This window comes from Tepidicella xavieri (assembly GCF_004363315.1).
GTDB lineage: Bacteria > Pseudomonadota > Gammaproteobacteria > Burkholderiales > Burkholderiaceae_C > Tepidicella > Tepidicella xavieri.
Map to the genome: position 1 here is coordinate 95,505 of NZ_SNYL01000005.1, position 25,223 is coordinate 120,727.

General features: G+C 66.7%; 30 protein-coding genes. 9 read left to right on the forward strand and 21 right to left on the reverse strand.

What is annotated here, in order from left to right; translation table 11 throughout:
- Positions 1–2: 2 nt before the first annotated feature.
- From DFR43_RS05720 to guaD, 5 genes are all read right to left on the reverse strand, one after another.
- Complete coding sequence (locus DFR43_RS05720) at positions 3–1,211, reverse strand: ABC transporter permease (RefSeq protein WP_133596550.1); 1,209 nt, start codon at positions 1,209–1,211, stop codon at positions 3–5.
- A complete protein-coding gene (locus DFR43_RS05725) occupies positions 1,211–1,948 on the reverse strand; it encodes an ABC transporter ATP-binding protein (protein WP_133596552.1) in 738 nt (245 codons plus the stop codon). The genes DFR43_RS05720 and DFR43_RS05725 overlap by 1 nt, the downstream gene beginning before the upstream one ends.
- Complete coding sequence (locus DFR43_RS05730) at positions 1,945–3,282, reverse strand: efflux RND transporter periplasmic adaptor subunit (RefSeq protein ID WP_133596554.1); 1,338 nt, start codon at positions 3,280–3,282, stop codon at positions 1,945–1,947. The genes DFR43_RS05725 and DFR43_RS05730 overlap by 4 nt, the downstream gene beginning before the upstream one ends.
- On the reverse strand, positions 3,269–4,738 hold the full coding sequence (locus DFR43_RS05735; RefSeq protein WP_245988847.1) for an efflux transporter outer membrane subunit: 1,470 nt from the start codon (positions 4,736–4,738) through the stop codon (positions 3,269–3,271). The genes DFR43_RS05730 and DFR43_RS05735 overlap by 14 nt, the downstream gene beginning before the upstream one ends.
- 160 nt (positions 4,739–4,898) lie before the next feature.
- Complete coding sequence (guaD, locus tag DFR43_RS05740; RefSeq protein WP_133596730.1) at positions 4,899–6,224, reverse strand: guanine deaminase; 1,326 nt, start codon at positions 6,222–6,224, stop codon at positions 4,899–4,901.
- Between the two features lie 119 nt (positions 6,225–6,343).
- On the opposite strand from guaD, the gene DFR43_RS05745 reads away from it, so the two are divergent.
- From DFR43_RS05745 to DFR43_RS05765, 5 genes are read left to right on the forward strand one after another with little or no spacing between them, the layout of a single operon-like run.
- Entirely contained in the window at positions 6,344–6,823 is a 480-nt protein-coding gene (locus DFR43_RS05745; RefSeq protein WP_133596558.1) for a Fur family transcriptional regulator, read from the forward strand.
- On the forward strand, positions 6,820–7,464 hold the full coding sequence (locus DFR43_RS05750; RefSeq protein ID WP_133596560.1) for an ABC transporter ATP-binding protein: 645 nt from the start codon (positions 6,820–6,822) through the stop codon (positions 7,462–7,464). Before DFR43_RS05745 ends, DFR43_RS05750 begins: the two co-directional genes overlap by 4 nt.
- Positions 7,461–8,672 (forward strand): ABC transporter permease, encoded by a 1,212-nt coding sequence (locus DFR43_RS05755; protein WP_133596562.1) that lies wholly within the window; start codon positions 7,461–7,463, stop codon positions 8,670–8,672. The genes DFR43_RS05750 and DFR43_RS05755 overlap by 4 nt, the downstream gene beginning before the upstream one ends.
- A 3-nt stretch (positions 8,673–8,675) precedes the next feature.
- A complete protein-coding gene (locus DFR43_RS05760) occupies positions 8,676–8,918 on the forward strand; it encodes a hypothetical protein (protein WP_133596565.1) in 243 nt (80 codons plus the stop codon).
- Positions 8,908–9,495, forward strand: coding sequence for a DUF3299 domain-containing protein (locus DFR43_RS05765; protein WP_133596567.1), 588 nt, complete (start codon positions 8,908–8,910; stop codon positions 9,493–9,495). Before DFR43_RS05760 ends, DFR43_RS05765 begins: the two co-directional genes overlap by 11 nt.
- Positions 9,496–9,524: 29 nt before the next feature.
- Here DFR43_RS05765 and DFR43_RS05770 read toward each other — a convergent pair whose 3' ends face one another.
- The 9 genes from DFR43_RS05770 to DFR43_RS05810 form a co-directional block, all read right to left on the reverse strand.
- Positions 9,525–9,866: an HPF/RaiA family ribosome-associated protein gene (locus tag DFR43_RS05770; RefSeq protein WP_133596569.1), complete on the reverse strand. Its 342-nt coding sequence runs from the start codon at positions 9,864–9,866 to the stop codon at positions 9,525–9,527.
- A 194-nt stretch (positions 9,867–10,060) separates the two neighbouring features.
- The gene (gene rplI / locus DFR43_RS05775) at positions 10,061–10,513 is read right to left on the reverse strand and encodes a 50S ribosomal protein L9 (RefSeq protein WP_133596571.1); all 453 of its coding nucleotides are present in this window, start codon (positions 10,511–10,513) and stop codon (positions 10,061–10,063) included.
- A gap of 18 nt (positions 10,514–10,531) precedes the next feature.
- Positions 10,532–10,813 carry a 30S ribosomal protein S18 gene (gene rpsR, locus DFR43_RS05780; RefSeq protein WP_133596573.1) on the reverse strand — a complete coding sequence of 94 codons (282 nt, stop codon included), beginning with the start codon at positions 10,811–10,813 and terminating at the stop codon, positions 10,532–10,534.
- Between the two features lie 12 nt (positions 10,814–10,825).
- On the reverse strand, positions 10,826–11,134 hold the full coding sequence (gene priB / locus DFR43_RS05785) for a primosomal replication protein N (RefSeq protein WP_425471074.1): 309 nt from the start codon (positions 11,132–11,134) through the stop codon (positions 10,826–10,828).
- An 11-nt stretch (positions 11,135–11,145) separates the two neighbouring features.
- Positions 11,146–11,511 carry a 30S ribosomal protein S6 gene (gene rpsF, locus DFR43_RS05790; RefSeq protein ID WP_133596575.1) on the reverse strand — a complete coding sequence of 122 codons (366 nt, stop codon included), beginning with the start codon at positions 11,509–11,511 and terminating at the stop codon, positions 11,146–11,148.
- 70 nt (positions 11,512–11,581) lie between these two features.
- Positions 11,582–13,675 carry a sodium:solute symporter family protein gene (locus tag DFR43_RS05795; RefSeq protein WP_245988848.1) on the reverse strand — a complete coding sequence of 698 codons (2,094 nt, stop codon included), beginning with the start codon at positions 13,673–13,675 and terminating at the stop codon, positions 11,582–11,584.
- A complete protein-coding gene (locus DFR43_RS05800; RefSeq protein WP_133596734.1) occupies positions 13,665–13,940 on the reverse strand; it encodes a DUF4212 domain-containing protein in 276 nt (91 codons plus the stop codon). The genes DFR43_RS05795 and DFR43_RS05800 overlap by 11 nt, the downstream gene beginning before the upstream one ends.
- A complete protein-coding gene (locus tag DFR43_RS05805) occupies positions 13,937–14,527 on the reverse strand; it encodes a tetratricopeptide repeat protein (protein WP_133596579.1) in 591 nt (196 codons plus the stop codon). Before DFR43_RS05805 ends, DFR43_RS05800 begins: the two co-directional genes overlap by 4 nt.
- Positions 14,524–14,835 carry a hypothetical protein gene (locus tag DFR43_RS05810; RefSeq protein ID WP_133596581.1) on the reverse strand — a complete coding sequence of 104 codons (312 nt, stop codon included), beginning with the start codon at positions 14,833–14,835 and terminating at the stop codon, positions 14,524–14,526. Before DFR43_RS05810 ends, DFR43_RS05805 begins: the two co-directional genes overlap by 4 nt.
- Before the next feature lie 63 nt (positions 14,836–14,898).
- On the opposite strand from DFR43_RS05810, the gene DFR43_RS05815 reads away from it, so the two are divergent.
- Positions 14,899–16,386 carry a putative nucleotidyltransferase substrate binding domain-containing protein gene (locus DFR43_RS05815; protein WP_133596583.1) on the forward strand — a complete coding sequence of 496 codons (1,488 nt, stop codon included), beginning with the start codon at positions 14,899–14,901 and terminating at the stop codon, positions 16,384–16,386.
- Positions 16,387–16,403: 17 nt separating this feature from the next.
- Here the strand turns inward: DFR43_RS05815 and DFR43_RS05820 are convergent, their stop codons facing one another.
- From DFR43_RS05820 to DFR43_RS05835, 4 genes are read right to left on the reverse strand one after another with little or no spacing between them, the layout of a single operon-like run.
- Entirely contained in the window at positions 16,404–18,605 is a 2,202-nt protein-coding gene (locus tag DFR43_RS05820) for a 3'-5' exonuclease (RefSeq protein WP_133596585.1), read from the reverse strand.
- Position 18,606: 1 nt separating this feature from the next.
- Positions 18,607–18,975, reverse strand: a complete 369-nt coding sequence (locus tag DFR43_RS05825) for a response regulator transcription factor (protein WP_133596587.1) — start codon at positions 18,973–18,975, stop codon at positions 18,607–18,609.
- On the reverse strand, positions 18,972–21,734 hold the full coding sequence (locus DFR43_RS05830; RefSeq protein ID WP_133596589.1) for a sensor histidine kinase: 2,763 nt from the start codon (positions 21,732–21,734) through the stop codon (positions 18,972–18,974). Before DFR43_RS05830 ends, DFR43_RS05825 begins: the two co-directional genes overlap by 4 nt.
- A gap of 25 nt (positions 21,735–21,759) precedes the next feature.
- The gene (locus DFR43_RS05835; RefSeq protein ID WP_133596590.1) at positions 21,760–21,957 is read right to left on the reverse strand and encodes a hypothetical protein; all 198 of its coding nucleotides are present in this window, start codon (positions 21,955–21,957) and stop codon (positions 21,760–21,762) included.
- A 118-nt stretch (positions 21,958–22,075) separates the two neighbouring features.
- Between DFR43_RS05835 and DFR43_RS05840 the strand changes: the two genes are divergently transcribed.
- Positions 22,076–22,324 carry a hypothetical protein gene (locus DFR43_RS05840; RefSeq protein WP_133596592.1) on the forward strand — a complete coding sequence of 83 codons (249 nt, stop codon included), beginning with the start codon at positions 22,076–22,078 and terminating at the stop codon, positions 22,322–22,324.
- A gap of 5 nt (positions 22,325–22,329) precedes the next feature.
- Here the strand turns inward: DFR43_RS05840 and DFR43_RS05845 are convergent, their stop codons facing one another.
- The 3 genes from DFR43_RS05845 to DFR43_RS05855 are packed head-to-tail and all read right to left on the reverse strand — an operon-like array spanning position 22,330 to position 23,433.
- Entirely contained in the window at positions 22,330–22,743 is a 414-nt protein-coding gene (locus tag DFR43_RS05845; protein WP_133596595.1) for a type II toxin-antitoxin system TacA family antitoxin, read from the reverse strand.
- Between the two features lie 26 nt (positions 22,744–22,769).
- Positions 22,770–23,090, reverse strand: coding sequence for a helix-turn-helix domain-containing transcriptional regulator (locus tag DFR43_RS05850; protein WP_133596597.1), 321 nt, complete (start codon positions 23,088–23,090; stop codon positions 22,770–22,772).
- A 1-nt stretch (position 23,091) separates the two neighbouring features.
- Positions 23,092–23,433, reverse strand: a complete 342-nt coding sequence (locus DFR43_RS05855) for a type II toxin-antitoxin system RelE/ParE family toxin (RefSeq protein WP_133596598.1) — start codon at positions 23,431–23,433, stop codon at positions 23,092–23,094.
- A gap of 659 nt (positions 23,434–24,092) precedes the next feature.
- Here DFR43_RS05855 and DFR43_RS05860 point away from each other — a divergent pair.
- Entirely contained in the window at positions 24,093–25,007 is a 915-nt protein-coding gene (locus tag DFR43_RS05860; RefSeq protein WP_133596600.1) for a helix-turn-helix transcriptional regulator, read from the forward strand.
- Between the two features lie 15 nt (positions 25,008–25,022).
- Entirely contained in the window at positions 25,023–25,136 is a 114-nt protein-coding gene (locus tag DFR43_RS13700; protein ID WP_245988849.1) for a DUF262 domain-containing protein, read from the forward strand.
- Positions 25,137–25,223 lie beyond the last annotated feature (87 nt).

Consider the following 25,223-nt stretch of genomic DNA (forward strand, 5'->3'; position numbering starts at 1 on the left):
CTTCATTCGTGACGCAGCGCTTCGATCGGGTCCAGCCGGGCGGCGCGGCGGGCCGGAAAATACCCGAACACCACGCCAATGCCGGCCGAGAACGCAAAAGCCAGCGCGTTCACGCCGGGGTTGAACACGAAAGGCACGTTCATGAGCGCCGCCAGCCCGATGCTGGCCCCCACGGCCAGCAGCATGCCAATCACGCCGCCCAACGTCGCCAGCACCACCGCCTCGATCAGGAACTGCAGTAACACCTCGCGCTCCAGCGCGCCGATGGCCAGCCGCAAGCCGATCTCTCGGGTGCGCTCGGTCACGCTCACGAGCATGATGTTCATGATGCCGATGCCGCCGACGATCAGGCTGACGGCGGCGACGGCGCCGAGCAACATCGTCATGACGCGGGTGGTGCCCGACAACGTTTCGCCGAGTTGCCGGGTATCGAGCACGTTGAAGTTGTCTTCATCGGTATCGGCCAGCTTGCGGCGCTCACGCATGAGTTCGACGATGCCTTCGCGCACGAGTTCCGCATCCACGCCGTCGAGCATGGACACCTGCAGCGTGCCGACCCGGGTATGGCCCACGATGCGACGCTGGAAGGTATTCAGCGGCATGTAGACGAGGTCGTCCTGGTCGTTGCCGAAGGCCCCCTGCCCTTTGGCGCCGAGCACGCCCACCACCTCGCAAGGCACCTGCCGCACGCGCAGCATCGCCCCGATGGCGGGCGTGGGACCGAACAATTCGCGCCGTACCGTCTCGCCGATGATGCACACCGCCGCGCCGGCGCGCTGTTCGTCCTCGGTGAAAGGCCGCCCGTCGGACAGGCTCCAGTTGCCGGTGACGAGCCAGTCATTGGTGCTGCCCACGATGCTGCTGGACCAGTTGCGACCGTTGGCCACCACCACCGAGCCGGTGCGGGCTTCCGGGGCGGCGGTGAGCACGCCGGGCACCTGTTGGGCGATGGCGGTGGCGTCTGCGGCCACGAAAGCCTGCGCCCCGCCGGAGCCCCCGCCCGGGCCGATCCGCTGCCCCGGGCGCACCAGCAGCAGGTTGGTGCCCAGCCCGGCGATCTGGGTCTGGATGGCCAGCGTCGCGCCATTGCCCACGGTGACCATGGTGATGACGGCAGCCACCCCGATGACGATGCCCAGCACGGTGAGGAAAGAGCGCAGCAGGTTGCGCCGGATGGAGCGCAGCGCCAGCACCAGCGTGTTGAACCACATCAGGCGGCCTCCTGCGCGGGGGCTTGCGCGGGATGGGGGTTGGGCTCGTCGCTGGCCACGGTGCCATCGACGAAACGGACGATGCGCGACGCATAGGCGGCGATGTCGGCCTCGTGCGTGACCATGAGCACCGTGATGCCCTGCTCCCGGTTCAGACGCTGGATGAGTGCCATGATCTCGTGACTGCGCTGGGTGTCCAGGTTACCGGTGGGCTCGTCGGCCAGCAGCACTTGCGGCCCGGTTACGATGGCGCGCGCAATCGCCACGCGCTGCTGCTGGCCGCCAGACAGTTCGGCCGGCGTGTGATGCGCCCATCCCGCCAGCCCCACGTCGGCCAGCGCCTGTAGGGCTGCCTCGCGCCGACGCTGCCGCTTCATCCCCCGGTAGATCAAGGGCAGCTCGACGTTTTCCAGCGCGGTGGTGCGGGGCAGCAGGTGAAAGCCCTGGAACACGAAGCCAAAGAATTGGCGCCGCAGACGGGCCAGGCCGTCCCGGTCCAGCCCCTGCAGGGGCACGCCGTGAAACCGGTATTCGCCGCCAGTGGGCCGGTCCAGACAGCCCAGGGTATTCATGGCGGTGGACTTGCCGGAGCCGCTGGGCCCCATGATGGCCACGAACTCCCCGGGATGGATGTCCAGATCCACGCCCTTGAGCGCCAGAAAGGCGGTGGCGCCCTGGCCGTACACCTTGGTGACGCCACGCAGCGAGATGAGCGCTTCAGCGCGGTCTGCGGTCATCGCCCGGCTCCCGCGCGTCGCTGCTCGATGATGACGGCCATGCCCTCGGCCAGCCCCTCCCCCGAGACTTCGGTGAATCGCCCATCGCTGATGCCGGTGACGACGCTGACGGCCACGGGCTGGCCGTCTTGCAACACCCAGATCTGGCGTGGACCGCCTCGGCGATCGACCCGCACCGACTTGGGCGCGGCCGCTGGCGGGCGCGGCATCATGCGCGCCAGCACGCTGGTGGGTTGGGCCGAGGCGTCGTCCACCTGGGGCATGAAGCGCAGCGCCGTGTTGGGCACCAGCAGCACGCCCGTGCGCTCCACTGCCACGATGCTGGCCGTTGCCGTCATGCCGGGGCGCAGGCTCAGGTCGCTGTTGTCCACGTCCAGCGTGGTGGTGTAGGTCACGACGTTGTCGGTTTTCGTGGAGCCGAAAGCCACGCGCTGGACCTGCCCGGGGTAGCGCCGGGCGGGATGGCTGCTCACCGTGAAGGTGGCTTTCTGCCCTTCCTTGACCACGCCGATATCGGCCTCGTCCACGTTGACATCGAGCTTGAGCTCTCGCAAATCCTGGGCGATGGTAAAGAGCGTGACCGCCTGCAAGGAGGCCGCCACGGCATTGCCCGGATCCACCGCGCGCGACAGCACCACGCCATCGATGGGGGAACGGATGGAGGCTTTGGACAGATTGGTCTCGTGGGTGGCGAGGTTGGCGCGCGCTTGCTCCACCGCGGCCTCGGCGCTGACCACGCTGGCGCGGGCGCGCTGCAAGGCGGCGTCGGCCCGGTCGGCGCTGGCTTGGGCGGCATCGAGCTCAGCGCCTGAGGGCACTTGGCCGCCAGAGAGGCGATGCACCTCTTGCAGCCGCGCCAGTTGGGCGGTGGCCTCCCGGGCCGCGGCTTCGCTCTCGCGCACGTTGGCTTCGGCCTGGGCGACCTGGGCGCGCGCGGCGGCCAGCGCGGCCCGGGCATTGAGGACCTGGTCTTCCAGCTTGGCGGTGTCCAGCACCACCAGCACCTGGCCGCGACGGACCCGGTCGTTCACATCCACCAGCACCTCTCTCACCGTTCCCGACAGCTCGCTGCCGATATTGACGGCACGCACGGGCTGCAAGGTGCCGCTGGCGGTGACGGTGAGGGTGAGGTTGCCGCGGGTCAGCGGCTCGGTGACGAACACAGGCGCGGCCTGGCGGGCCTGGGTCTGCTGCCAGGCCCACCAGCCTGCGCCCAGCCCGATCAGCAGCAGCGCGAGCCACCCCAGCCAAGCACGCCGGTACCAGGGGGGCCGGCGTTCGCTGCCCAGCAGGCGGTCGAGCGCGGCAGAGGAGGAAGATTCAACGTGGGTCATGGGCAATCGCTTCCAGATCGGTGGTCAGGGTGTCGAGGCGCCAGCCGCCGCCCAGCGCTTTGTACAAGCGCACGTGATCGGTGCTCCAGGCGGCCAGCGCGGTGACGCGCTCGCTTTCGGCGCTGAGCCGGGTGCGCTGGGCATCGAGCAGGGCGCGGTAGTCGATGAGGCCGCTGGCGTAACGGTGCCGGGCCAGCGCCTCGGCGCTCGCGGCGGCCTCGGCGGCTTGCTGCAAATGGGTCAACCGTTGCCGGCTGGCGTGCAAAGACAGCAATGCGCTTTCCACCTCTTGCAGGGCCTGCAACCATGCCGCTTCCAGCGCGATACGGGCCTGCTCGGCGGCGGCCTGCTGCGCCCGCACCTGGGCTTGGTTGGCGCCTCCGTCGAACACACTGGCGCTGATGCTGGCCAGCAGCGCACGGCTCAGGGAGGCGGGATCGAACAGGTCGCTCAGGCGCGGCGATCTCCAGTCCAGCGACCCGCCCACGCTCAAGCTGGGCCAGCCGGCCGCCCGGGCCTGCCCCACACGCGCCACAGCCGCCTGAAGGCGGGCTTCGGCGGCCTGCACGTCAGGGCGCTGGCGCAAGGTATCGGCAGGAATGGCCACCGCCAGCGTATCGGCCGCCACCGGCACCGCGCCCTCTGGGGGCAGCGCCAAATCGGCCTGGGGCGGCAGGCCGGCCAGCACCGCCAGGGCTTGGCGCGACTGGGCCACGGCGGCCTCCAGCGGCGCCACGCTGGAGCGGGTCTGCGCCACGGCGGCACGGGCCTGGTCCCGGTCCAGTTGCGAGGCCAGGCCCGCCTGGGCGCGCCACTCGGTCAGTTGCAAGGCCGCTTCCTGGGCCGCCAGGTTATCACGGGCCACCTGCAAACGGTGCTGTTGGGCCCGCCATTCCAGATAGGTCAGCGCCACCTCGGCCGCCAGGGTCACGCGCGTCTGACCGAGCTGGGCAGCGCTGGCTCGCGCATCGGCCTCGCTGGCCTCCAGGGCGTGGCCTCGCGCGCCAAACACATCCACCTCCCAACTCGCATCCAGCCCGGCGCGGAAGCTGCTGCTGGTGGTCTGCGCCGTGGCGCCTCGCTGCGCGCTGGCCGCAGCCCGCAGCCCCGGCAAAGTGGCCGCCGCCGTCAGATCGCGTTGGGCGCGCGCTTGTACCAAAGCGGCCTGGGCGGCGCGCACGCTGGTGTGCGCCTGCAAGGCACGCTCGATGATCTGGCTCAGCCCCTCATCCCCAAACACCCGCCACCAGGCGGCCAGATCGGATGCCTGCGATGGCGGCGCAACGGCAGCCGGTGGCAAGGGTGCCTGCCAAGCCACGACGGCCGCCACCGAAGCAGGTGGCTGCGCATCGGGCACGGCCGGTGGCGCAGACGCGCATCCGAGCAAGCCCAGCACGGTGGCCGGCGCGGCCCAGCGCCCCCAGCGGCGCACGATTGACTCGATCGACAAAGACATGATGCAGTGGCGTGTTGACCCGCATAGTGTGCGACAGGCCCATGCCAGTTCCGCAAGCCTTGTGTGAAGCCTGGGTAAAGCTACGGGTTAAGCGCGCCGGCCTCAGACGCCGGACTGACGCGCCCGGCCCAAGCGCTGGCCAGGCCGCCCGCCCGGCCACTCAAAGGCGGGGCTGGGCCTCGGCGGCCAGGCAGACGCGTTCGACCACCCTGTCGTCGCCCAGCACGATGAGCGCGAACAGCGCTTCCTCCAGGGAATCGGCCTGGGCCCATTTGCGGGCCAGCAGCGGCTTGGCCTGCGGGTTGAGCACGACGAAGTCGGCCTCGCAGCCGGGGGCCAGATTGCCCACCACGCCCGCCAGCCCCATGGCCTCGGCCGCGCCGGCGGTGTGCTGCCACCACAGGTGGCTGGGCGGCAGGCTGACCCCCTGCTTGGGCAGGCCCCCACCCGTGACGCCGGCACGGCCCACGCAATACGCGGCCAGCATGGTGTGGAACGGGCAGAAGCTGGTGCCCCCGCCCACATCGCTGGCCAGGCCGTAGCGAAAGCCGATGCGCTCGGCGCTGGCGTAATCGAAAAAGCCGCTGCCCAGAAACAGATTGCTGGTCGGGCTGACGGCGGCAGCCGCGCCGGTTTCACGCATCAGTGCGCGGTCGGCATCGTCGATATGAATGCAGTGGGCGTAAACCGCACGCTCGCGCAGCAAGCCGAAGTCGCCGTACACCGCTAGATAGCTGCGTGCGCCCGGGTACAGTTGCGCGGCCCAGCGCACCTCGTCCACGTTCTCGGCCACGTGCGACTGTATCCACACATCCGGGTAGCGGGCCGCCAACTCTGCCGCGCCCCGCATCTGGGCGTCGGAACAGCTCGGCGCAAACCGCGGGGTGATGGCATACCCCAGCCGGCCCCGGCCATGCCATCGCTGGATAAGCGCTTCGGTGTCGAGGAGGCTGCGCTGCGTCTCGTCGCGCACGCCATCGGGCGAATGCCTATCCTGCAACACCTTGCCGGCGATGAGCTTGAGGCCCCGTTGGCTGGCCGCCGTCATCAGCGCATCCACCGATGCGGGGTGAGAGGTGGCAAAGGTCAGCGCCGTGGTCACGCCGTGGCGCAGCAATTCATCCAGAAACACCTCAGCCACGCTGGCGGCATAGGCCGGTTCGTGAAACCGGGCCTCGTGCGGAAAGGTGTAACGCTCCAGCCAAGGCAGCAACCCGTCGGCAGGCGAGCCGATCACATCCGTCTGCGGGTAATGGATGTGCATGTCCACGAAACCCGGCGCGATGAGCCGCTGCGGCCAATGGGTGAGCGGCACGGCGGCATAGCGCGGCGCCAACGTGGCCCAGGGGCCCACGTCCACCACCCGCCGTGGCGCATCCGGGCCGTCCCCCGGCCCCGTCACCAGCAGCCCATCGGGCTCGTAACGAACAGACGGCCCCGGCACATGAGGATCGAACCACAGCAGCGCTGCGCGAAAAGCTTGCATCATGCCCCTGAGCTTACCGCGACGGGCGCACGCTTTCATAAGCCAGCTCGCATAACTGTCATCGGTCTGAACGCCGTTATGATGGCGGAACTTTCGCAACTGAGTTGCATCAAGCGGTCATGACCCACCTCGATGAAACCCTGCCCGGGGATTGGGCCGAGCGCCTGCACCGCGCCGGCCTGCGCATCACCCCCGCCACCCGCGCGGTGCTGCGCCTGTTTGCCCAGGACCCGGGCTGGGGCCCTTCGCACGCCGAAGTGCTGAGCCGGCTGCATGCCGAAGGCGTGCGCATCAACCGCGTCACGCTCTACCGCATGCTGGACCGGCTGGCCGCCTGCGGCTTGCTGGAACGCCACGCCGACCCGGCCGAGCGTCTGTGGCGCTTTGCCTGGGCACCGGCGCTCCAGGCCGGGGAACTGCTGCCCCGCTTCGAATGCGACGCCTGCCACCGCCTCGTGCCGCTGCCGCCCGCCCAGGCCGACGCCGCCCACATCGCCCAGACGCTGCGCGACGCCCTGGCCGCCATGGGCCACCGCGCCCAGCGGCTGGACCTGACCGTTCACGGCACCTGCGCCGGCTGCGCCACCGCCACCCCATGATCGAAAGCCGCGGACTGCTCATCACCTGGCCGGGCGGCGTCACGCTGCGCTATCCGGACCTGCAACTCGGCCCAGGCCAAACCCTGCTGCTGCGTGGCCCGTCTGGCAGCGGCAAATCGACCTGGCTGGCCTTGATGGCCGGCTTGCTCACACCCACCCAGGGCATGTTGGTCGTCAATGGGGCACAGCCGGGTCAATTGACCCAGGCCGCCCGCGATGCCTGGCGCAGTCGCACCATCGGCTTTTTGCCCCAAGGCGCCCGGCTCAGCCCGGCCCTGAGCGTGGCCGACAATCTGCGCTTGGCCGCGTTTGCCAGCGGCCATGCACCCGAGCCCGCCCACCAGCAAGCCCTGATCAAGCGGCTGGGCCTTCTGCCCCTGCTGCGGCACCGCACACACCAATTGTCGGGCGGACAAGCGCTGCGCGTGGCACTGGCACGCGCGCTGCTGCTGCGACCGGCCATTTTGCTGGCCGACGAACCCACCGCGAGCCTGGACGACGACCATGCCCAGGCCGCCATGCAACTCCTGCGCGAACAGGCCGAGCGCCACGGCACCACCCTGATCGTGGCCACCCATGACCAACGCGCCGTTGCCGCCCTGCCCGACGCCCGCCACCTGCATCTGGGGGCGGCGGCATGAATACCCTGACCCTGGCCTGGCGCTACCTCTGGTCGCGGCCGCTGACCACCGCGCTCAATGCCCTCATGCTCGTGCTGGGCTTGACCGCCATGGCCTTCGTGTTCAGCGCACGCGATCAGCTCGACCGGGCTTTCGAGCGAGACTTGGCTGGCATCGACGCCGTCATCGGCGCCAAAGGCAGTCCGCTGCAACTCATCCTAGCCGGCGTGTTTCATCTCGACGTTCCCCCGGGCAACATCCCCCTCGACGAGGTGGAGCGACTGCGGCAGCACCCGCACGTGGCGCAGCTCATCCCCCTGAGCCTGGGCGACAACCTCGCTGGCTACCGGATCGTCGGCACCAGCCCCGATTACATCACCCACTACGGCGCGCGCACCGCGCAAGGGCGGCTGTGGGAAGCCCCGATGGAAGCCGTGCTGGGCGCTCAGGTGGCCCACGCCACGCGCCTGGGTGTCGGTCAGACCTTTGTCGGCGTCCACGGCCTGGGGGCTGGCGGCGAAGCGCACGACGACACCCCCTACACCGTCAGCGGCATTCTGGCCCCTTGCGGGTGCGTGCTGGACCGCCTGGTGCTCACCGCCACCGAGTCGGTCTGGCAGGTCCATGACGAGTTGCACGGCTACGAGGACATGACCCCGCAAGAGCGAGCCGCCTTGCAAGACGATCGAGAAATCACACTGGCCCTGGTGCGCTACCGCACGCCGCTGGCGGCCGTCACCTTCCCGCGCTTCGTCAATGGCAGCACCTCCATGCAGGCGGCGGCCCCGGCCAGCGAAATCACTCGGCTGCTGGCCATGCTCGGCGCAGGCACCCAAGTGCTGCAAGGCTTTGGCCTGACCCTGTTGCTGATGGCCGGGCTGTCGGTGTTCGTGGCCCTGTGGTCTGCGGTGCGTGAACGCGAGGCCGACCTGGCCATGCTGCGCATGCTGGGCGCCCGGCCCGCGCGCGTGGTCGGTCTGCTGTTTGCCGAAGCCTGGTGCCTGGCCCTGCCAGCCGCGCTGGCTGGCCTGGCCCTTTCCCAATGGCTGCTGTGGGCACTCGGGGCATGGCTGCCCCCGGGGGCCGACAGCCTGCTGCAACCCTGGCGCTGGACGCCCGCCCTCGGGTGGGTGCCCGCCAGCGCGATGGTACTGGCCACCCTCGCCGCCCTGCTGCCGGCCTGGCGAGCCTGGAGGCTGGATGTCTTGACCCTACTCAACCGGAGCTGACCCATGAAAAAACCCTTCCTCACCCTGCTTGCTGCCGGCTTTCTCGGCTTGCCCGCCTGGGCCCAGCACACGCAAAAACAGATCGAAGAAGACATCAAGCGCCACCGTGCCATGGCCGCCGCGCACGAGGCCGCCGCGCAGTGCCTGGAATCCGGCCGCGGCGAAAAGGTCTGCCTGCAAGAGCTTCAAGCGGCCTGCCGTGGCCTGGCCATCGGCAAGTACTGCGGCATGCGCCATGTCCACTGAGCGCACGCCGCCCACGCGCCGCCGATGCCTGCGCTGGGCCTCGGCGCTAGGCGTGTCGCCCCTGCTGGCGGCTGCCGGCCTGCCGGGTTGGGCCTGGGCACAGGCCAGCCCGGCCTCCGGCGCTGGCACCGGCGCCAATGACGGGGCCAACCCCCTGGCGGGCGGCCACGGCGAGGGCTACCACAGCCCGCTGAGTCCATTTGCGCCGCTGCCGCGGCGCGACGATGTGGTGCCCTGGTCCACGCTGGCCCAGGTGGAGCAGCGAGTGGAAAAATCCCGCATGGTGCAGGTGTACGCCCCGGCCATCCTGGCATTGAACCAGAAAACCGTGCGGCTGCAAGGGTTCATGGCGCCGCTCGACCCGGGCGAGCGCCAAACCCACTTTCTGCTGACCTCCGTGCCGCTGACCTGTGCGTTCTGCACGCCGGGTGGCGCGGAAAGCATCGTCCAGGTGCGCACACGCGCCCCCATCCGCTACACGATGGAAGGGCTCGTCGTGGAGGGGCGTTTCCACGTCCTACAGAACGACCCCTTCGGCTTTTACTACCGGCTCACCGACGCGGTGGCCGTCCGCTGAGGGGCCGCGGCCTGGCGGGCGTTCAGCGTTCAAGCGCCCCGGATGGTCTCGCGGCGCTTGGCGTCGCGCTCGCGGCCGATGGCCGTATCCAGCGCGCTGAGCAGTTTGTCGCAGGCCCCGGTCAGGGCATCGGCCACCTTGCTGGCCACGTGCGTCACCGCCATCGGCTGCCGCCCAGCCAGCCGCACCTCCAGCACGCAACGCTTGTCCATCTCGCCGCCCTTGGCGCCGTTGATGTCGCTCAGATGCACCTCGACACGGGTGATGTGATCGCGAAACCGCGCCAGGCGATCGGTCAATTCACGCTGCGCCCACTCGGCCATGGAGTCGGAGCCTTGCACGCTGGTGTCGGTGTTGAGTTGAATCTGCATGGATGTTTCCCTTCAATGAAAGCCTGCCGGTGTGAGCCGAGGCAGACGAAACCGCTCATGGAAACAGTCTAGCGCCGAAAAGCCATGCGCTCAGGAAAAACCGCGCCTCGAAAAAACAAAAGCCCCGGCATTCGGGGCTTGGGGCTGGGCTTGACGCGCTCGGCGCGCCAGCCCATGCAAGGCGGAACGGGGGGTCAGGCGGTTTCGCCGAGCACCGAGACGTTCACGTCCACCACCACATCGGTGTGCAGGCCGACCTGGACGGTGTAGTCGCCCACGTTCTTGAGCAGGCCGTTGGGCATGCGCACCTGGGCCTTGGTGACGGGAAAGCCCTGCTTGGCCAGTTCTTCGGCAATGTCGTGGTTGGTCACGGAACCGAACAGGCGCCCGTCCACACCGGCTTTCTGGGAAATCTTGATGGTGTGGCCGTTGAGCTTCTCGCCCAGGGCTTTGGCTTCGGCCAGCTTGGCGGCAGCGGCTTTTTCCAGTTCGGCGCGGCGGGCCTCGAACTCGGCCACGGCGGCTTGCGTGGCGCGACGGGCACGACCGGTCGGGATCAGGAAGTTGCGGGCATAGCCATCCTTGACCTTGACGATATCGCCCAGGTTACCGAGGTTGACAACTTTGTCGAGCAGAATGATTTGCATGGTATGTGCTCCTTCCGATCAGACGCGGTGCTGGTCGGTGTACGGCAACAGGGCCAGGAAGCGGGCGCGCTTGATGGCGGTGGTCACCTGGCGCTGGTAGATGGCGCGGGTGCCGGTCAGGCGGGCCGGGATGATCTTGCCGTTCTCGGCGATGAAGTCGCGCAGAGTGTCCACGTCTTTGTAGTCCACCTCTTCCACACCGGCGACGGTGAAGCGGCAGAACTTCTTGCGCTTGAACAGCAGGGACTGGGTGTTGCGCTTGGGGCGCTTGTCTTTGTTGGTGCGCTTGGGGGCAGCCATGATGGTGCTTCCTTAAATCGGCTTGAAATCTTGAACGTGAAGGACGACGCCTTTGCCGTTGCGGGTGTTGGTGAGAAAGCCCTGGATATCGAGGTCGACGCCCAGGGGCTGGCGACCGAGTGACTCTGCGACCGTGCCAAAAGCCACGGCTTTGAGCTGCAGGGCGACTTGGCGGACCTGGCCGGCTTCGACCTGCGCGGACCGATGGCTCAACAGCACATCGATGGCAGGGACACCGGCCGGGGTGAACCGCAGCGCCCCAACTTCGAGCAGCGCGGCGGTGATGGCCAGCCGGTTGGCCGCAGCAGACTCCACACCCACGAACGGTGGATTTAGGCGGCGGCCTCCTGCTGCTGGGCCTTGCGGGTTTCTTCGCGCTCGACGGCCTTCATCATGGCAGAGGGCGCGGTTTCGGCCTTCTTCTTCTGGATGACCAGATGACGCAGCACCGCGTCATTGAAGCGGAAGGCGTGCTCCAGCTCAGACATCACGGCCTGATCGGCCTCGATGTTCAGGCACAGGTAATGCGCCTTGGAGAGCTTGTTGATCTGGTAAGCCAGCTGGCGGCGGCCCCAGTCTTCGACACGGTGGATTTGACCACCGCCAGCGGTGATCATGCCCTTGTAGCGCTCCAGCATGGCTGGAACCTGTTCGCTCTGATCCGGATGGATCAGCATCACGATTTCGTAGTGACGCATGCAGACTCCTTGTGGATGAAAGCCGCCCCCGGCGTCAACTGGGGTACGGCAAGGTGAGCCCGACATTCTATCATGTTTGGCGCACGCCTGCCCGCACCCGCTCCACCAGCGCTTGCACCTGATCCGGCGGGCGCGGCGTCACGAGGCTGACGAGCACCATCACGGCAAAGCCCACCGGCACGCCAAACACCCCGGCCGAGACTGGCTGTATGCCCCACCACAGGTCCACGGGACTGGTGATGCCGAAGGCCGATCGCAACCACGGCTGATTCATGACCATGTAGTAAAACGTGACCCCCAGGCCGCTGAGCATGCCCATGACGGCGGCCATGCCGGTGGTCCTCTTCCAGAAGATGCCCAACACCAGCGCCGGGAAAAAAGCGGCTGCCGCGATGGAGAAGGCCGAGGACACCAGAAACAGGATATCGGCCGGCTTCTGGGCCGCCACATAGGCCGCCGCCAGCGCCACGACGAGCAGCAGCACCTTGGAGATCGTCACCCGCCGGGCTGTCGCCGCATGGGGGTCAATCATCTTGTAGTACAGGTCGTGGCTGAGGGCATTGGCAATGGTCAGCAACAACCCGTCGGCCGTAGACAGGGCAGCCGCCAGCCCGCCGGCGGCCACCAGCGCGGCGATCACGTAGGGCAGACCGGCAATCTCGGCCGTGGCCAGCACGATGATGTCGGCGCCGATGGAGATTTCGTTGAGCTGCAAGATGCCGTCGCGGTTGACGTCCTGCACCCGCAGCAGGTCGGCATCCACCCGGCTCCAGGCGGCCACCCAGGCGGGCAGTTGGTCGAACGGCGTGCCCACGAGCACGTGGAACACCTCGTACTTGACCAGCACCGCCAGCGCCGGTGCCGTGAAATACAGCAGGCTGATGAACAGCAAGGACCAGGTCACCGACTGCCGGGCCTGACGCACGTCGGGCACGGTGTAGTAGCGCATCAGGATGTGCGGCAGCGCGGCGGTGCCCAGCATCAGGCAGAACACCAGCGCCAGAAAGTTGCGCCGCGACTCGGTGAAAGCCTGCCGTTCCTCGGGCGTGCCCTGCGGGTCGCCGGCAAAGGGCTGCGCGTGGGGCGGCATGCCGTTGAGGGGCTTGGATTTGGTTTGAGCTTCGGCCAGTTGGCGGCTCCAGAGCTCGCGTGCGCTGCCTTCATCCCGCGGCAGGCGCGACAGGGCTTTTTCCGCTTCGGCGATTTCGGCCGCCGGGGCGTTCATGTCGCGCAGATTGTCCAGGTGCTTCTCGGCGAGGAAGCGGTCATGCAGCAGGGCCGCGCCCGGGTCTTGGAGCTTGTCTTCCAGAATGCCAGCCTGATGCCGGTAGATCATGCGCACCTGGATTTCGGCCGCGTCCTCGCTCAGTTCGCGCTCACGCTCGGTGATTTTTTGTAGCTGCTGGCCATAGATGAGCTGCGGAATGGGGAAATCGGTCTGCTTGATCGACAACCACACCACCGGCAGCATGTAGGCGATGATGAGGACGATGTACTGGGCCACCTGCGTCCAGGTCACGGCCCGCATCCCGCCCAGGAAAGAGCACACCAGGATGCCACCCAGCCCGAGGAACACCCCCACCTCGAAGGCCACGCCGGTCAGGCGCGAGGTGATCAGCCCCACGCCGTAAATCTGCGCCACCACATAGATGAACGAGCACAAAATGGCCGCGGCGATGCCGATCAGGCGCGGCCAGTGTCCGCCGTAGCGTTCGCCCAGAAAGTCGGGGATGGTGAACTGTCCGAAGCGGCGCAAGTAAGGGGCCAGCAACAGGGCGACGAGGCAGTAGCCCCCTGTCCAGCCGAGCACGAAGGCCAGGCCACTGTAACCGTGTACGTACAGGGTGCCGGCCAGCCCGATGAAGGAAGCCGCCGACATCCAGTCGGCCGCCGTGGCCATGCCGTTGTAAACCGCCGGCACGCGGCGGCCGGCCACGTAGTACTCCACCGGATCGATGGTGCGGCTCATGATGCCAATGGCGGCATACACACCGATGGTGGCCAGCAGGAACACCATGCCAATCCATTCCCGCGGCAACCCGATCTGCTCCAGCACGGCCAAGGCGCCGACGAACAGGAAAAAGGCGCCCGTGAACCAGAGGTACACCCGATCGAGCTGGCGGCGGAAGACGCGCTGCGCCTGGGGCGTCCAGTCACGGGCCATGCGCGTCCTCCGCATCGGGCGGGTCCGCCACGCCATAGCGGTCATCCAGCCGGTTCACGCTCCAGGCATATACCGCGATGATGAGCCCATACACGATCAGCGCCCCCTGGGCCGCCATCCAGTAGCTGAACGGCCAGCCCAGGAGCGTGAAGTCCAGTTCGCGGGCGAAATAAGTGAACCCGAAAGACACCACCGACCACACCAGCAGGAGCGCGGCCGTGACCAGCTTGACGCGCCGCCAATACCCCTGCACACCGCCCTTCATGCCACGGCCTCCCGGCCCGCCGCCGTCTCGCCGAGGCATGCGGCCTCGATCCGTGCGGCCGCGCGCGGGTCGAAGCCTTCGAGGCGGCGCACCAGCGCCACCGCGGCATCCTTCCGCCCGGCTTCGGCATGGATGCGGGCCATCGCCTCGTATGCCGCAGGGCTCCACGGCTGCAAGGTCGCGCAACGCTCCAAGGCTTGCAGGGCTTCATCGGCACGCCCCAGCCGCCACAGCACGCGCCCCAAGCCATACCAGGCCCTGTCCAACCCAGGCCGCAACGCCACCGCGGCGCCAAACGCTTCCGCCGCGGCCAAGGGTTGCTGCAACTCGGCCAGGATGAAACCCAGATTGAACTGGGCGTCGGCACAAGCGGGCGTCAGGCGCACGCGGCGGCGTTGCCACGCCAGCGCGCCCCGATAGCGTCCGGCCTGGCCCCGCAAAAAGGCCAGCGTGGCTAGGGCCACAGGATCCTGCGGGCTCAGCCGCCACACCCGCAGCCAGGCCGCCAGGGCCAGGCGCTGGCCTGCGGTCAGGGTCGCCGCATGGGCCAACCAGCGCCAGAGAAGCGCACGCCAGCGCTGTCTCATCGGCACTGCTCCATGCCCAGCTCGACACACAACCCGATCTTGCCCAGCAGCGCCGCCAGCCACACCACTGCCAGCAAGCCAAACGCCACCAGAGGCAGATGCGCGCGGGGAATCCAGCGCGGCGTCACCCAGCCAGCGACCACCACGAAGGGGCGCGTCAGCGTGTCCAGCACCCACAGGAACACATTCTCCTGCCCTGCCCCGGCCGGGCCGAGCCGCCGCAGCCAGGCACCCAACACCCAGCGCCCCAGCAGCGACAGCAGCGCAATTTCGGCAATCAGTTTGACGGCGATGACGAAAAACCACATGACTATGACCTATATCAATAGCTTACCTTGTCAAAGTGCGGTATCGCGCGCCGAGCGTGTACCATGCCTGCATACCGGGAACTTTGCACGACCATGCCTGAGCAGCCGCAACCCCGCAGTGCCGACAACTACGTCAACCTGATCACCACGCCGGTCAAGGCGCTGATCAAGCGGCCAGCCGTGACGCTGCCGCCGCACACCCCGATCATGGAAGCCGCGCAAATCATGCGCGACCAGCGGGTGTCGTCGGTGCTGATCGTGCAAGACGGTGTGCTGTTTGGCCTCATCACCGACCGCGATCTGCGCAACCGGGTGGTGGCCGCCGGCCTGGAGACGAGCCGGCCGATCGTGGAAATTGCCACGCTGGCCCCGATGACCATCGACATCCACCGGCATGCCTTCGACGCGCTGCTCATGATGGCGCGGCACAACATCCACCATGTGCCGGTGATGGACGGCGCCCAGGTCGCCGGCATGATCACCAGCACCGACCTGACCGAGCAGCAGAGCAATTCGGCGGTGTACTTGGCCGGCGCCATTTACAAGCAGACCTCGGTGGCAGGTCTGGTGGAAGTCAGCGCCCGCATCAAGCGGCTGCAACAGAACCTGGCCGCCGCAGAGGCCAGCGCCTACAGCACGGGGCACATCGTGTCGGCCATCACCGACGCGCTGACTTCGCGGCTGCTGCAGCTCGGCGAACTTCAGTTCGGTCCCCCGCCGGTGGACTATGCCTGGGTGGCCGCCGGCTCGCAGGGGCGCAACGAACAAACGGCCAAGTCCGATCAGGACAACTGCATGGTCCTGGACGACGCCTATGACGAGGCAACCCACGGCGAGTATTTCCGGCAGTTGGCGCGCTTCGTGTGCGATGGCCTCAATGAATGCGGCTATGTGTATTGCCCGGGCGAAATGATGGCGATGACCGACCAGTGGCGCCAGCCGCTGCGTCGGTGGCGGCAGTATTTCCATCGCTGGATCGATCAGCCCGAGCCCAAGTCGCTGATGCTGACTTGCGTCTTCTTCGACCAACGGTTCGTGTACGGCAAGCAGGAGTTGGTGGACCGTCTGCGTTCGGAGGTGTTGCAGCGCACCCGCACACAACGCCTGTTTTTGGCCTTCATGGTGGGCAACGCGCTGACGCACCAGCCCCCGCTGAACTGGTGGGGCAACCTGTCGCTCATCAAAAACGGCGAGCACGCCGGCACGATCGACCTGAAGCACACCGGCATCGTGCCCATCATCGACTTGGCCCGGGTGTATGCGCTGGCGGGCGGCTGCGCGGCGGTCAACACCCGCGAACGGCTGGAAAACGCGGCGGCCAGCGGCGAAATCACGGAACAGCGCGTGCGCGACCTGCTCGACGCGCTGGAATACCTCAGCACCCTGCGCATTCAGCACCAGGCCCGGCGCATGTCCGACGGCCACGCCGCCGACAATTACCTGCGCCCCAGCGAATTGTCCAATTTCGAGCGTGGACACCTCAAGGAAGCCTTTGCCGTGGTCAAGAGCCTGCAAGGCGTGCTGGCCCACCGCTACCCGATGAGTCGCTGAAGCGGCGCGGCGCATCGTCAGTACTTGATGCGGGCGTAGTAGGTCTGCTGGGCGGCATGCAACGCCTGCCCCAGCGTGTGTATGCCCTTCTCCGCCAGCAGCGGGATGAGTTTGAGGAACACCTCGGCCGTGACCATCGCATCGCCCATGGCGGTGTGGCGGCCGATGACGGTGACGTTGAAGCGCTCGGCAATGGCTTCGAGCCGGTGCGAGTCCTGATGGGGGTGCACCACGGCCGACAGCAGCAGGGTGTCGAGGACGGGCTGGTCAAACACCACCCCGGTCTTGCGTTCCTTGAGCTGCAGGAAGCGCATGTCGAACGCGGCGTTGTGGGCCACCAAGACCGTGTCCTGCGCGAAAGCGTGAAAGGCCGGCAGCACGTCTTCGATGACGGGCTGCCCGGCCACCATCTCCGGCGTGATGCCGTGTATGGGGATGGAGGCGGCAGGAATCAGGCGGCGCGGGTTGACGAGCTGGTCGAAGCACTCCTGGCGCAGCAGTTTGCCGTTGACGATGCGCGTGGCGCCAATCTGGATGATTTCATCGCCCTGGGCCGGGTTGAGGCCGGTGGTCTCGGTGTCAAAGACGGTGTAAGACAGTTCGGCCAGGGGGGTGTCCTCCAGGGCGCGGGTGCGTGCCGTGGCGCGGAACAGGTCGAAATCGTAGTACTCGGGCCGGCTTTCGCTGCGGACGAAGGCGGCGCTGTCGAGCTGCTCCTGCGGAGGCGCGGAAGGCAGCAGAAAGCGGAAGAAGGCCTCGTGGCTGGCCCGGTGGCGCTCGAACCAGAAGGCCCCCCCGTGGCGCTCGACCACGTCGCGCACCGTCAGGGCCGAGGCCTCCTGCCCCACCCGCATCGGATCGATCTCCCAGCCCATGACGGTTTCGGTGCTGATGGCCGGACCGCTCCAGACCAGATCGAGCTCGGCTTTTTGCTGCCCCTGGCTGGATGCATGCAGGCGCAGCCCCACGTAGCGAATGCCAAACGCCTCCTGCAATCGGGCGCTGAGAAACAGCAGGGCCTGGAGGATGGAAAAACTCTCGATGCGCAGCCACAGGTGGTTGTCCACGCCCATATCGGTCACGGGCAAGTCGAGCGCCTCCTCGATCCGGCGGCTGGCCGCGGCCACCAGATCGGCGCCGAGCATGTCCTCCATCGGCCAGCGGGTTTTCAGGGCATCGGCCGATTCGTGCACCAGGCGCTGCAGCCGCTGCGACATCCCCTGCACCTCCTCGCGCGCCACGGCCAAGAAGCGCTCGCGCATGGCGGGGTCGAGGTCTGGGTATTCGAGCATTTCCAGCGCCGCGCGGATGTTGCCCAGCGAGGCGCGGCTGCCTTCGGTCAGCCCGAGCAACAAGCGCTCGCGTGCGGACTCCTCCTCAAAATCGCGGGTGATGTTTTCCAGCATCAACACGAACCCGGCCAGCCGCTGGGGGGGCTCCCCCTCGCCCGCCGCCCCCGCCTGGGCGGCTCGCACAGGCGCCATCTGCACCCGCAGAAGCTGGCCCGAGCGGGTGGTGGTGACGAATTGCGCGCTCGGCTGGGCAGCGCCACGCAGCAACCGCTGCTGCACGTTTTCCAGGGCATGGGCCACCAGCTTGCGGTCAAACACGGTGTAGATGGAGCGCCCCAGCCCGATGAGCTCGGCCCCATCGGCTAAGCGGGGGGCCTGCGACATGGCCCGAAACTGCATGCGGGCCCGGTTGTTGTACAGCAGGATGCGGCCGTCGAGATTGCACACGACCACGCTTTGCGTCAGCTCCGACATGAGCGCCGCGAGTCGGGATTTTTCCTGTTCGATGCCTTCGGCGGCCTCGCGCACCTTGGCATCGATCTGGCGGCGCAAATCCTCGCGCTGAGCCACGAGCTGATTGAACAGGCGGGCCAGTTCCCGGGTTTCCACATTGCCTTTGGGACGCAGCTCCCGCACCACATCCGTGCGCAGCAGCACCCTCGCTTCCTCGGCCAACTGCACCGATGGCGTGACCCAGTGGTCGAACCACCGTTTCAGCCCCCAGGCAATCGCGGCCATGCCCATGCCCCAGGTCAGCGACACCAGCACCAGCCGGTCGCCGATCAGCCCCCAGACCGTGGCGCGCGCCTCGTCCTCCAGCGTCGAGCCAATGAGCCAGAACGTCAGCAGCAGCCACGCCACCGACACCGCTGCCGCCACACCCAGCAGCCACCACAGCCGCCGATCGGTCCGCCTGGGCCCTGGCATGTCAGCGCTCCAGCATCTCGCGCACCTTCTCCACCAGCTCGCGGGTGGAAAACGGCTTGGTCATGTAGGCATTGGCACCCAGGGCCAGGCCCTTGGCCACATCGGTGTCGCGCCCTTTGGCCGTGAGCATGAGGATGCGCGTGTCTCTGACCGATTCGGTGGCGCGAACCTCTTGGCACACGTCGAAGCCGCTCTTGTGCGGCATCATCACGTCCAGCAGCACCAGGTCCGGGCGATGGGCCAGGATGGCGTCGATGGCCTCTTGGCCGTCACGGGCCAGCCTGACCTCATAGCCCTCGCGCTTCATCAAAAACTCCAGCGAGATGAGGATGTTCGGTTCGTCGTCGGCAATCAGTATCGTGGCGCTCATGCGCGGTCTCCCGTCTCTGATGGGGCAGGCCCGTCGGCCGGCTCAGGATGCAAGGGCAGGTCGAAGCCGAAACAGGCTCCCTGCCCGGCGGTGCTGCGCAGCCACATCCGCCCGCCGAAATGCTCGACGATCTGGCGGCTGATGGGCAAGCCCAGCCCCGTGCCTTGGGGACGATGGAGGCCATCGCCCCCTTGGCGGAATTTTTCGAACACCAACTCCTGCTGCGCCTCGGGCACGCCGGGGCCATTGTCCTGCACTTCCACCACCACCCGATCGTCCTGCACAAACAGGCGCACACGCACACGGCCCGTCTCGGCGGGCACGAACTTGGCGGCATTGGACATCAGGTTGAGCATGACCTGGGTAAGCCGGTCCGCATCGGCGCGAATCACCACGGGTCCGGGCGGCAGCTCCAGTTCCAGCACGGCGTGCTTTTCCCGCAGCAGCTCGGTCACCGTCTGGGCCGATTGACGCACCAGCGCCACCAGATCCAGATCGGCGTTGTGCCATTCGGCATGGCCCGATTCGATCTTGGCCAAGTCCAGCACCTGATTGACGAGCCGGCTCAGCCGCTCCGACTCCGACACGATGATGCCCAGAAAACGCTTACGGTCCTCCAAAGTGATTTTGGGGTCCTCATGCATCATTTCAGACAACGCCCGTATCGCGGTCAGCGGCGTGCGCAGCTCGTGGGTGACGGAGGACATGAAATCGTCCTTGAGCTTGTCCAGGCTCTTGAGCTGCTCGTTGGCCGCCCGCAATTCGGCCGTGGCCAGTTCCAGCGAACGCGATTTTTCCTCCAGCTCTTTGGAGTGGATGCGCAGCCGAGTCGCCTCCTCCAGAATGTCCATCACGTCGTCGATGTCGAGCGACTCCTCCTTGACGACGGAGGCCACCATCACCCGGGCCGATGCGCTGCCTATCGCGCCAGCGAGCTGGGTTTCGATGAACTGCACCAGCCGGGCATCGGCCTGCAACTGCTGCACATCCTGCACGCCCTGGCGCTGGGCGTAAGCCTGCAACTCAGCCCGGGCGCGCTCTGGCCCGAGAAAACGCTCGGCCAGCGGCAGCAAATCAGACAAATGGGCCTGCCCGCGCCAAAACACCGGGCGTGCCGCGGTGGTGCGCTCGAACACATCCACGAACAACAGGGCCTGACTCGTCTCGCGGGCCGAGGGCGTGCGCCACAGCGACACCACCACATACGCCCCCACGTTGAACAACATGCTCCAGAACAGCGAATGCGTGAGGTTGTCCAGCCCCGTGAGCCCCAAAAACGCTTCGGGCCGCAACCACGGGTTGCCAAACAGGCCATCGACCAGGAACGCATCCGACATCCAGCCCGACTTGGCCAGCGACGGCAGCATCAGGGTATAGGCCCACATGGCAAAGCCCAGCACCAAACCGGCCATGGCCCCCTGCCGCGTTCCCCCTTTCCAATACATACCGCCCAACAGCGCAGGCGCGAACTGCGCCACGGCCGCGAAGCTGATCAGCCCGATACTGACCAGCGCATAGGCTTCGCCGGCCAGATGGTAGTAGGCATAACCCAGGAGCAGGATCAACACGATGGCCGCGCGTCGGATGTTGAGCAACAGCCGCGTCAGGTCACGGCTTTGGGCATGCATCCAGCGCTTGGAGCGCAGCAACACCGGCATGACCAGGTCATTGCACACCATGGTCGATACGGCGATCGCCTCCACGATCACCATGCCGGTGGCCGCCGACAGCCCGCCAATGAAAGCCAGCAAAGCCAGCGTGTACCAGCCCTCGGCCAGCGGCAGCGACAGCACGAACGTTTCGGGGTTCATGGGCAAATCGCCAAAGTACAGCACTCCACCCAGCGCGATCGGTAGCACGAACAGGTTGATCAGCAACAGGTACAGCGGGAACACCCAGGCTGCGCGCTTGAGGTGCCGCTCGTCCACGTTCTCCACCACCATCACCTGAAACTGCCGCGGCAGCAAAATCACCGACAGCATGGCCAGCACGGTCAGCGTGAACCACTGGGCATAGGCGAACGACCGCCCCTCGCCGAGCTTGAGCAGGTTGGCCAGTTCCGGCACCTGAGCGGCCCGCTGAAAAATGTCGCCCACCCCATCGAACAGGGCATACGACACGAACAGCCCCACCGCCAGAAATGCCACCAGCTTGACCAGCGACTCGAAGGCAATGGCCGCCACCATGCCCTCATGCCGCTCGGTGCTGTCCAGATGGCGGGCGCCAAAGACGATGGTGAAACCCGCCAGCGCCAGAGCCAGATAGAACGTGCTCTCCTGCCACCACGCCTGCGGCGAGGGCCACGGCTGGCCCAGCGGCGTCGTCAGCACGGCATACGCCACCGAAATGCCCTTGAGCTGCAAGGCGATGTAAGGCACGATCCCCACCACGGTAATCAGGGTGACCAGCCCGGCCAACAATGGGCTCTTGCCATAGCGGCTGGCGATGAAATCGGCAATCGAGGTGATGCGGTACGCCTTGGCGATGCGGATCATCTTGCGTACCACCAGCCAGGCCAGGATCATGGCCAGCATGGGCCCCAGATAAATCGGCAAAAACCACACGCCCGAGCTGGCCGCCCGGCCCACGCTGCCGAAATACGTCCATGCCGTGCAGTACACCGCCATCGACAGCGCATACACCCAGGGGCTGCCAATGAGCGAACGCCCCTGCGCGACCCGCCAATCCCCGTAATACGCCACCGCGAAAAGCAGCAACAGGTAAGCAAACGAGACCGCGACGACGAGCAAGGGCGACATGCTGCCTCCGACCCCCGGCCCGCGCTCAGTCGGGCGCCCGCTCCATGAGCCAAGCCAGCGCCGCGATCAACAGGCCCCAGAGCACGAACAACGCCAACGGAAACAGCGGAATGCCGAACCAGACGACCTCCTGGTCCCACAGGGCGATGAGCGGAAAATTGAACACCACGCCTGCCGCAAAAAACAGGGCCAGCAGGCGCTGGGACACCAGGGTCTCGTGCATGGTCGTCTCCTCATCGTGGCGGGCCCGGCCGGCTTCGCCGCCCCTGCGGGTCAACCGCTTATCACGTCTATTGTGCACCCGCGCCGCTTACCCCGGCCTTACCCGCGAGGGGTAAATCTTGACATGGCCCTCTTCGCCCATCCATGTCTCCTGGCCTGCATGGAATCACTCAGCAAGGCATTCGTTTTCCAAGGGCAAGTCCACGGTCAACGAACTGCTGCGGCTGACGCTGCTGGAGCCCGCCCTCATCCAGGCCATCCTGGCGGGCAAGCAGCCGCGCTGCATGAGCCTGCTGTGGTTCCAGCGAAATCCGCTGCCGACCGACTGGGCCGCGCAGCGGGAGGTGGTGGCACGGTTTGATGCCTGACCGGGTTACGAGCCCTCGATCACCCGTGCCACATCACCGTGGCAGGCAGTGCACTGGCCCACCAGCAGCAAGTCAGCACCCTTGATGGTGCCGCTGAAATGGGTGATCGTGGTCTCGTGACGGCAGTGGCCGCACCAGACGTTGGACAGCAGCCGCTTGCGGATGTCGGCAGGGATGGACTCCCAGCGTTGGCGGGCGGGTTTGGTGAAGGTCGGCAGAGATTCCACGCTCGACGACGATGCCCCGGGTTGCTCTTCGATGGGAGGCTCCTCTGCCGCCTGGCAAGCAGACCGAAGCACGAAAGTCGAGACGGGCAGGCCCGCAACAGCCGCCGCACGGCAGAGCAGGTCCCGCTGCTGGGGTGTCATCCGCAAAGTGATGCGGACACAGTCAGGGGATGCCTCGTTGTCTTCCGCCATCGGGATACCTCAGCCCTGAGCCCAAGTCAGGCCATCACGACCTGGGCGCGCACCTCGACCTTCAGCGCGCGCTTGATGGCAGCGAAGATCGCGGACACGTTGGTCATCGTCGGGTTGCCCGACTTCGACAGCATTCGGTGCAGGCTCTTGGCCGGCTTGTGAATCTCGTCGGCCAGCGCCTCGAAGCCCACGGTGGCGTTGACGAGGTCACGCAGGATCAGCTTGGCCGGTTCCGGTTCGCCGTTGACGAACAGGGTGATGGCCTCATCCAGCAGAGCTTGCGCGAAGGCCGGATCGCTCTGCACACGCGCGGCCACGGTCTCTTTGAAGTCACGGGTCAATGCCATGTCACTTCGCTCCTTTCAAGGTGGATGCCTTGCGGCGCTTGTAGTCGTCCCACAGAGCCACCGCCTGGTCGATGTCCTTCTGCTGGCGCTTCTTGGTCCCGCCGCCGATCAGGATGATGATCTTCAGGCCGTCCTTGGCCAGGTAGATGCGCAGCCCCGGGCCCCAGTCGATCTTGTACTCACCGATGCCGCGGAACCACTCGACGTTGGACAAATTGCCTTGCTCTATCCGGCTGACGGCTACGCGCACCTTGGCCGCGGCAGTGGCTTCCAGCGAGCCAAACCACTCACCGAAGGGGCTGTTGCCATCGGCCTGCAGCAGTTCTTTGACCTGGTAGCTCATGAGTCCATATGGTAACTTAAATGTTCCCAATGCACAGTAGTACCCGCTGTTGAGACCGTTTGACGGTCGCTCGGCGGCCTTGGTTGACGATGAACCGCCGCGCGTAAGCCGTTGATTTTGAAGAATCAGGTGCTGCGGCTACCCACAGGCCAGACAGAGAACAGAGACGGCTTGGGCCGAGAAAATGGCCGATGTCGGGCGTTCGGGCCGGGCTTCACCCGCAGCACGGATGGCCGGAGCCCCGCGTGGCGTGGGGATTTCGGGCAAGAAAAAGGGCCCGGAGACTTTCCGGGCCCTTGTGTATGGTGGTGGAACACGGAACCGGCGTGTGTCTGACCCTTACGGCCAAATATCAACGCGTCTGGCCTGAGGGTAGGCACCTTGAGAAAACGCGTTTTCGAGACGGAGCCTGCTCGCCAGTCGGTCCCTGTGGTCACGGTACTGCTTGGAAGCGGGTACGCAGCAGCGCCCGGTGGATCGAACAGGGGTACTCCCAAGCTCGACATCGAACTCGCCTCCCAGGGCGCGGCTGCTTCCGTGTTGTTGCCGTCCAGATCGTGGCGCATAATGTCATCAGTTTGATGACGTGAACCGCCTGGAGATGGACAAACATAAAACCAATCACAGCTTTTCAGTGGTCCGCCTCGGATGAGGAGCCTATGGTGACTCAGCCCCAGCGCGTCGAGACCTTGAGCCACGCCCAGCGCGAGCGGCTGGCCTACATCGACTTTCGGCTTTACTTCTTCGGTGAGATTGGCCGTCCCGACCTCATCGAACGCTTCGGCGTGGCGCCGGCCGGGGCGACGCGCGACTTGGCGCTGTACCGGGAAATCGCACCACAGAACATCCTCTTTGACGGCAGCCACAAGGTCTACCGCATCGGTCAGGCGTTCTCCCCACTGTTCGAGCACGCCCCGCAGCGTGTGCTGTCGGCGCTGGCGCATGGGTTTGGCGATGGCCTGAACGGCCCGGCCAGGCCCTTGCAGCCGCTCTTGCCGTGTGAGTCGCCCGCCACCCTGTCCATCCCCAGGATGGATGTGCTGGCCCCGGTCTGCCGGGCCATCCACGCCATGCGCCCCCTCGCCATCCGCTACCACTCGATGACGAGCGGCGAGACCGAGCGGGTCATCGTGCCCTTCGCCCTGGTGGATACCGGCCTGCGCTGGCACGTGCGGGCCTTTGACCGAAAGCGCGGCGAGTTCCGGGACTTCGTCCTCACTCGCATCGAAGCGCCGGCCTTGCTGGATGAAGCGCCCCAGGCCCACGAACGGCCCGATCACGACATCCAATGGACGCGCATCGTCGAGCTGGAGTTCGTGCCCCACCCGCGCCTTGAGCGCCCCGAGATCATCGAGCGGGACTACGGGATGCAGGGCGGCTCGCTGCGGGTATGGGTGCGCGCGGCGGTGGCCGGCTACATGCTGCTGCGCTGGAGCGTGGACTGCTCGCCCGACCATCGCCTCACCGACGAACAGTACCGCCTGTGGCTGGCCGATCCGCTGGCGCTCTATGGCGTCGAGAACGCCAAGCTTGCTCCAGGCTACCAAGCACCCAGCGGCGCAAAGAAACGATAGGAAAGAACAAACGCAATGGCCAAGACACTTGAAGCCCACGACAAGCTGATCCGGGAAATCTTCGAAGGCTGCTACCAGTTTGAAATCCCAGACTACCAGCGCCCTTACGCCTGGACGACCGAACAGTGACTCTTGACTTTCGGCATGTTAGGCGCAATATCTTGCAAAGTCTTGCAAGAACTTCCTCGAGCGAGGCCGCGTGACGACGGAGCTTGT

Coding starts and splice junctions, on each gene's coding strand:
- DFR43_RS05720 (WP_133596550.1), bottom strand. CDS start 1,211: ATGTGGTTCAACACGCTGGTGCTGGCGCTGCGCTCCATCCGGCGCAAC.
- DFR43_RS05725 (WP_133596552.1), bottom strand. CDS start 1,948: ATGACCGCAGACCGCGCTGAAGCGCTCATCTCGCTGCGTGGCGTCACC.
- DFR43_RS05730 (WP_133596554.1), bottom strand. CDS start 3,282: ATGACCCACGTTGAATCTTCCTCCTCTGCCGCGCTCGACCGCCTGCTG.
- DFR43_RS05735 (WP_245988847.1), bottom strand. CDS start 4,738: ATGTCTTTGTCGATCGAGTCAATCGTGCGCCGCTGGGGGCGCTGGGCC.
- guaD (WP_133596730.1), bottom strand. CDS start 6,224: ATGCAAGCTTTTCGCGCAGCGCTGCTGTGGTTCGATCCTCATGTGCCG.
- DFR43_RS05745 (WP_133596558.1), top strand. CDS start 6,344: ATGACCCACCTCGATGAAACCCTGCCCGGGGATTGGGCCGAGCGCCTG.
- DFR43_RS05750 (WP_133596560.1), top strand. CDS start 6,820: ATGATCGAAAGCCGCGGACTGCTCATCACCTGGCCGGGCGGCGTCACG.
- DFR43_RS05755 (WP_133596562.1), top strand. CDS start 7,461: ATGAATACCCTGACCCTGGCCTGGCGCTACCTCTGGTCGCGGCCGCTG.
- DFR43_RS05760 (WP_133596565.1), top strand. CDS start 8,676: ATGAAAAAACCCTTCCTCACCCTGCTTGCTGCCGGCTTTCTCGGCTTG.
- DFR43_RS05765 (WP_133596567.1), top strand. CDS start 8,908: ATGTCCACTGAGCGCACGCCGCCCACGCGCCGCCGATGCCTGCGCTGG.
- DFR43_RS05770 (WP_133596569.1), bottom strand. CDS start 9,866: ATGCAGATTCAACTCAACACCGACACCAGCGTGCAAGGCTCCGACTCC.
- rplI (WP_133596571.1), bottom strand. CDS start 10,513: ATGCAAATCATTCTGCTCGACAAAGTTGTCAACCTCGGTAACCTGGGC.
- rpsR (WP_133596573.1), bottom strand. CDS start 10,813: ATGGCTGCCCCCAAGCGCACCAACAAAGACAAGCGCCCCAAGCGCAAC.
- rpsF (WP_133596575.1), bottom strand. CDS start 11,511: ATGCGTCACTACGAAATCGTGATGCTGATCCATCCGGATCAGAGCGAA.
- DFR43_RS05795 (WP_245988848.1), bottom strand. CDS start 13,675: ATGGCCCGTGACTGGACGCCCCAGGCGCAGCGCGTCTTCCGCCGCCAG.
- DFR43_RS05800 (WP_133596734.1), bottom strand. CDS start 13,940: ATGAAGGGCGGTGTGCAGGGGTATTGGCGGCGCGTCAAGCTGGTCACG.
- DFR43_RS05805 (WP_133596579.1), bottom strand. CDS start 14,527: ATGAGACAGCGCTGGCGTGCGCTTCTCTGGCGCTGGTTGGCCCATGCG.
- DFR43_RS05810 (WP_133596581.1), bottom strand. CDS start 14,835: ATGTGGTTTTTCGTCATCGCCGTCAAACTGATTGCCGAAATTGCGCTG.
- DFR43_RS05815 (WP_133596583.1), top strand. CDS start 14,899: ATGCCTGCATACCGGGAACTTTGCACGACCATGCCTGAGCAGCCGCAA.
- DFR43_RS05820 (WP_133596585.1), bottom strand. CDS start 18,605: ATGCCAGGGCCCAGGCGGACCGATCGGCGGCTGTGGTGGCTGCTGGGT.
- DFR43_RS05825 (WP_133596587.1), bottom strand. CDS start 18,975: ATGAGCGCCACGATACTGATTGCCGACGACGAACCGAACATCCTCATC.
- DFR43_RS05830 (WP_133596589.1), bottom strand. CDS start 21,734: ATGTCGCCCTTGCTCGTCGTCGCGGTCTCGTTTGCTTACCTGTTGCTG.
- DFR43_RS05835 (WP_133596590.1), bottom strand. CDS start 21,957: ATGCACGAGACCCTGGTGTCCCAGCGCCTGCTGGCCCTGTTTTTTGCG.
- DFR43_RS05845 (WP_133596595.1), bottom strand. CDS start 22,743: ATGGCGGAAGACAACGAGGCATCCCCTGACTGTGTCCGCATCACTTTG.
- DFR43_RS05850 (WP_133596597.1), bottom strand. CDS start 23,090: ATGGCATTGACCCGTGACTTCAAAGAGACCGTGGCCGCGCGTGTGCAG.
- DFR43_RS05855 (WP_133596598.1), bottom strand. CDS start 23,433: ATGAGCTACCAGGTCAAAGAACTGCTGCAGGCCGATGGCAACAGCCCC.
- DFR43_RS05860 (WP_133596600.1), top strand. CDS start 24,093: ATGGTGACTCAGCCCCAGCGCGTCGAGACCTTGAGCCACGCCCAGCGC.
- DFR43_RS13700 (WP_245988849.1), top strand. CDS start 25,023: ATGGCCAAGACACTTGAAGCCCACGACAAGCTGATCCGGGAAATCTTC.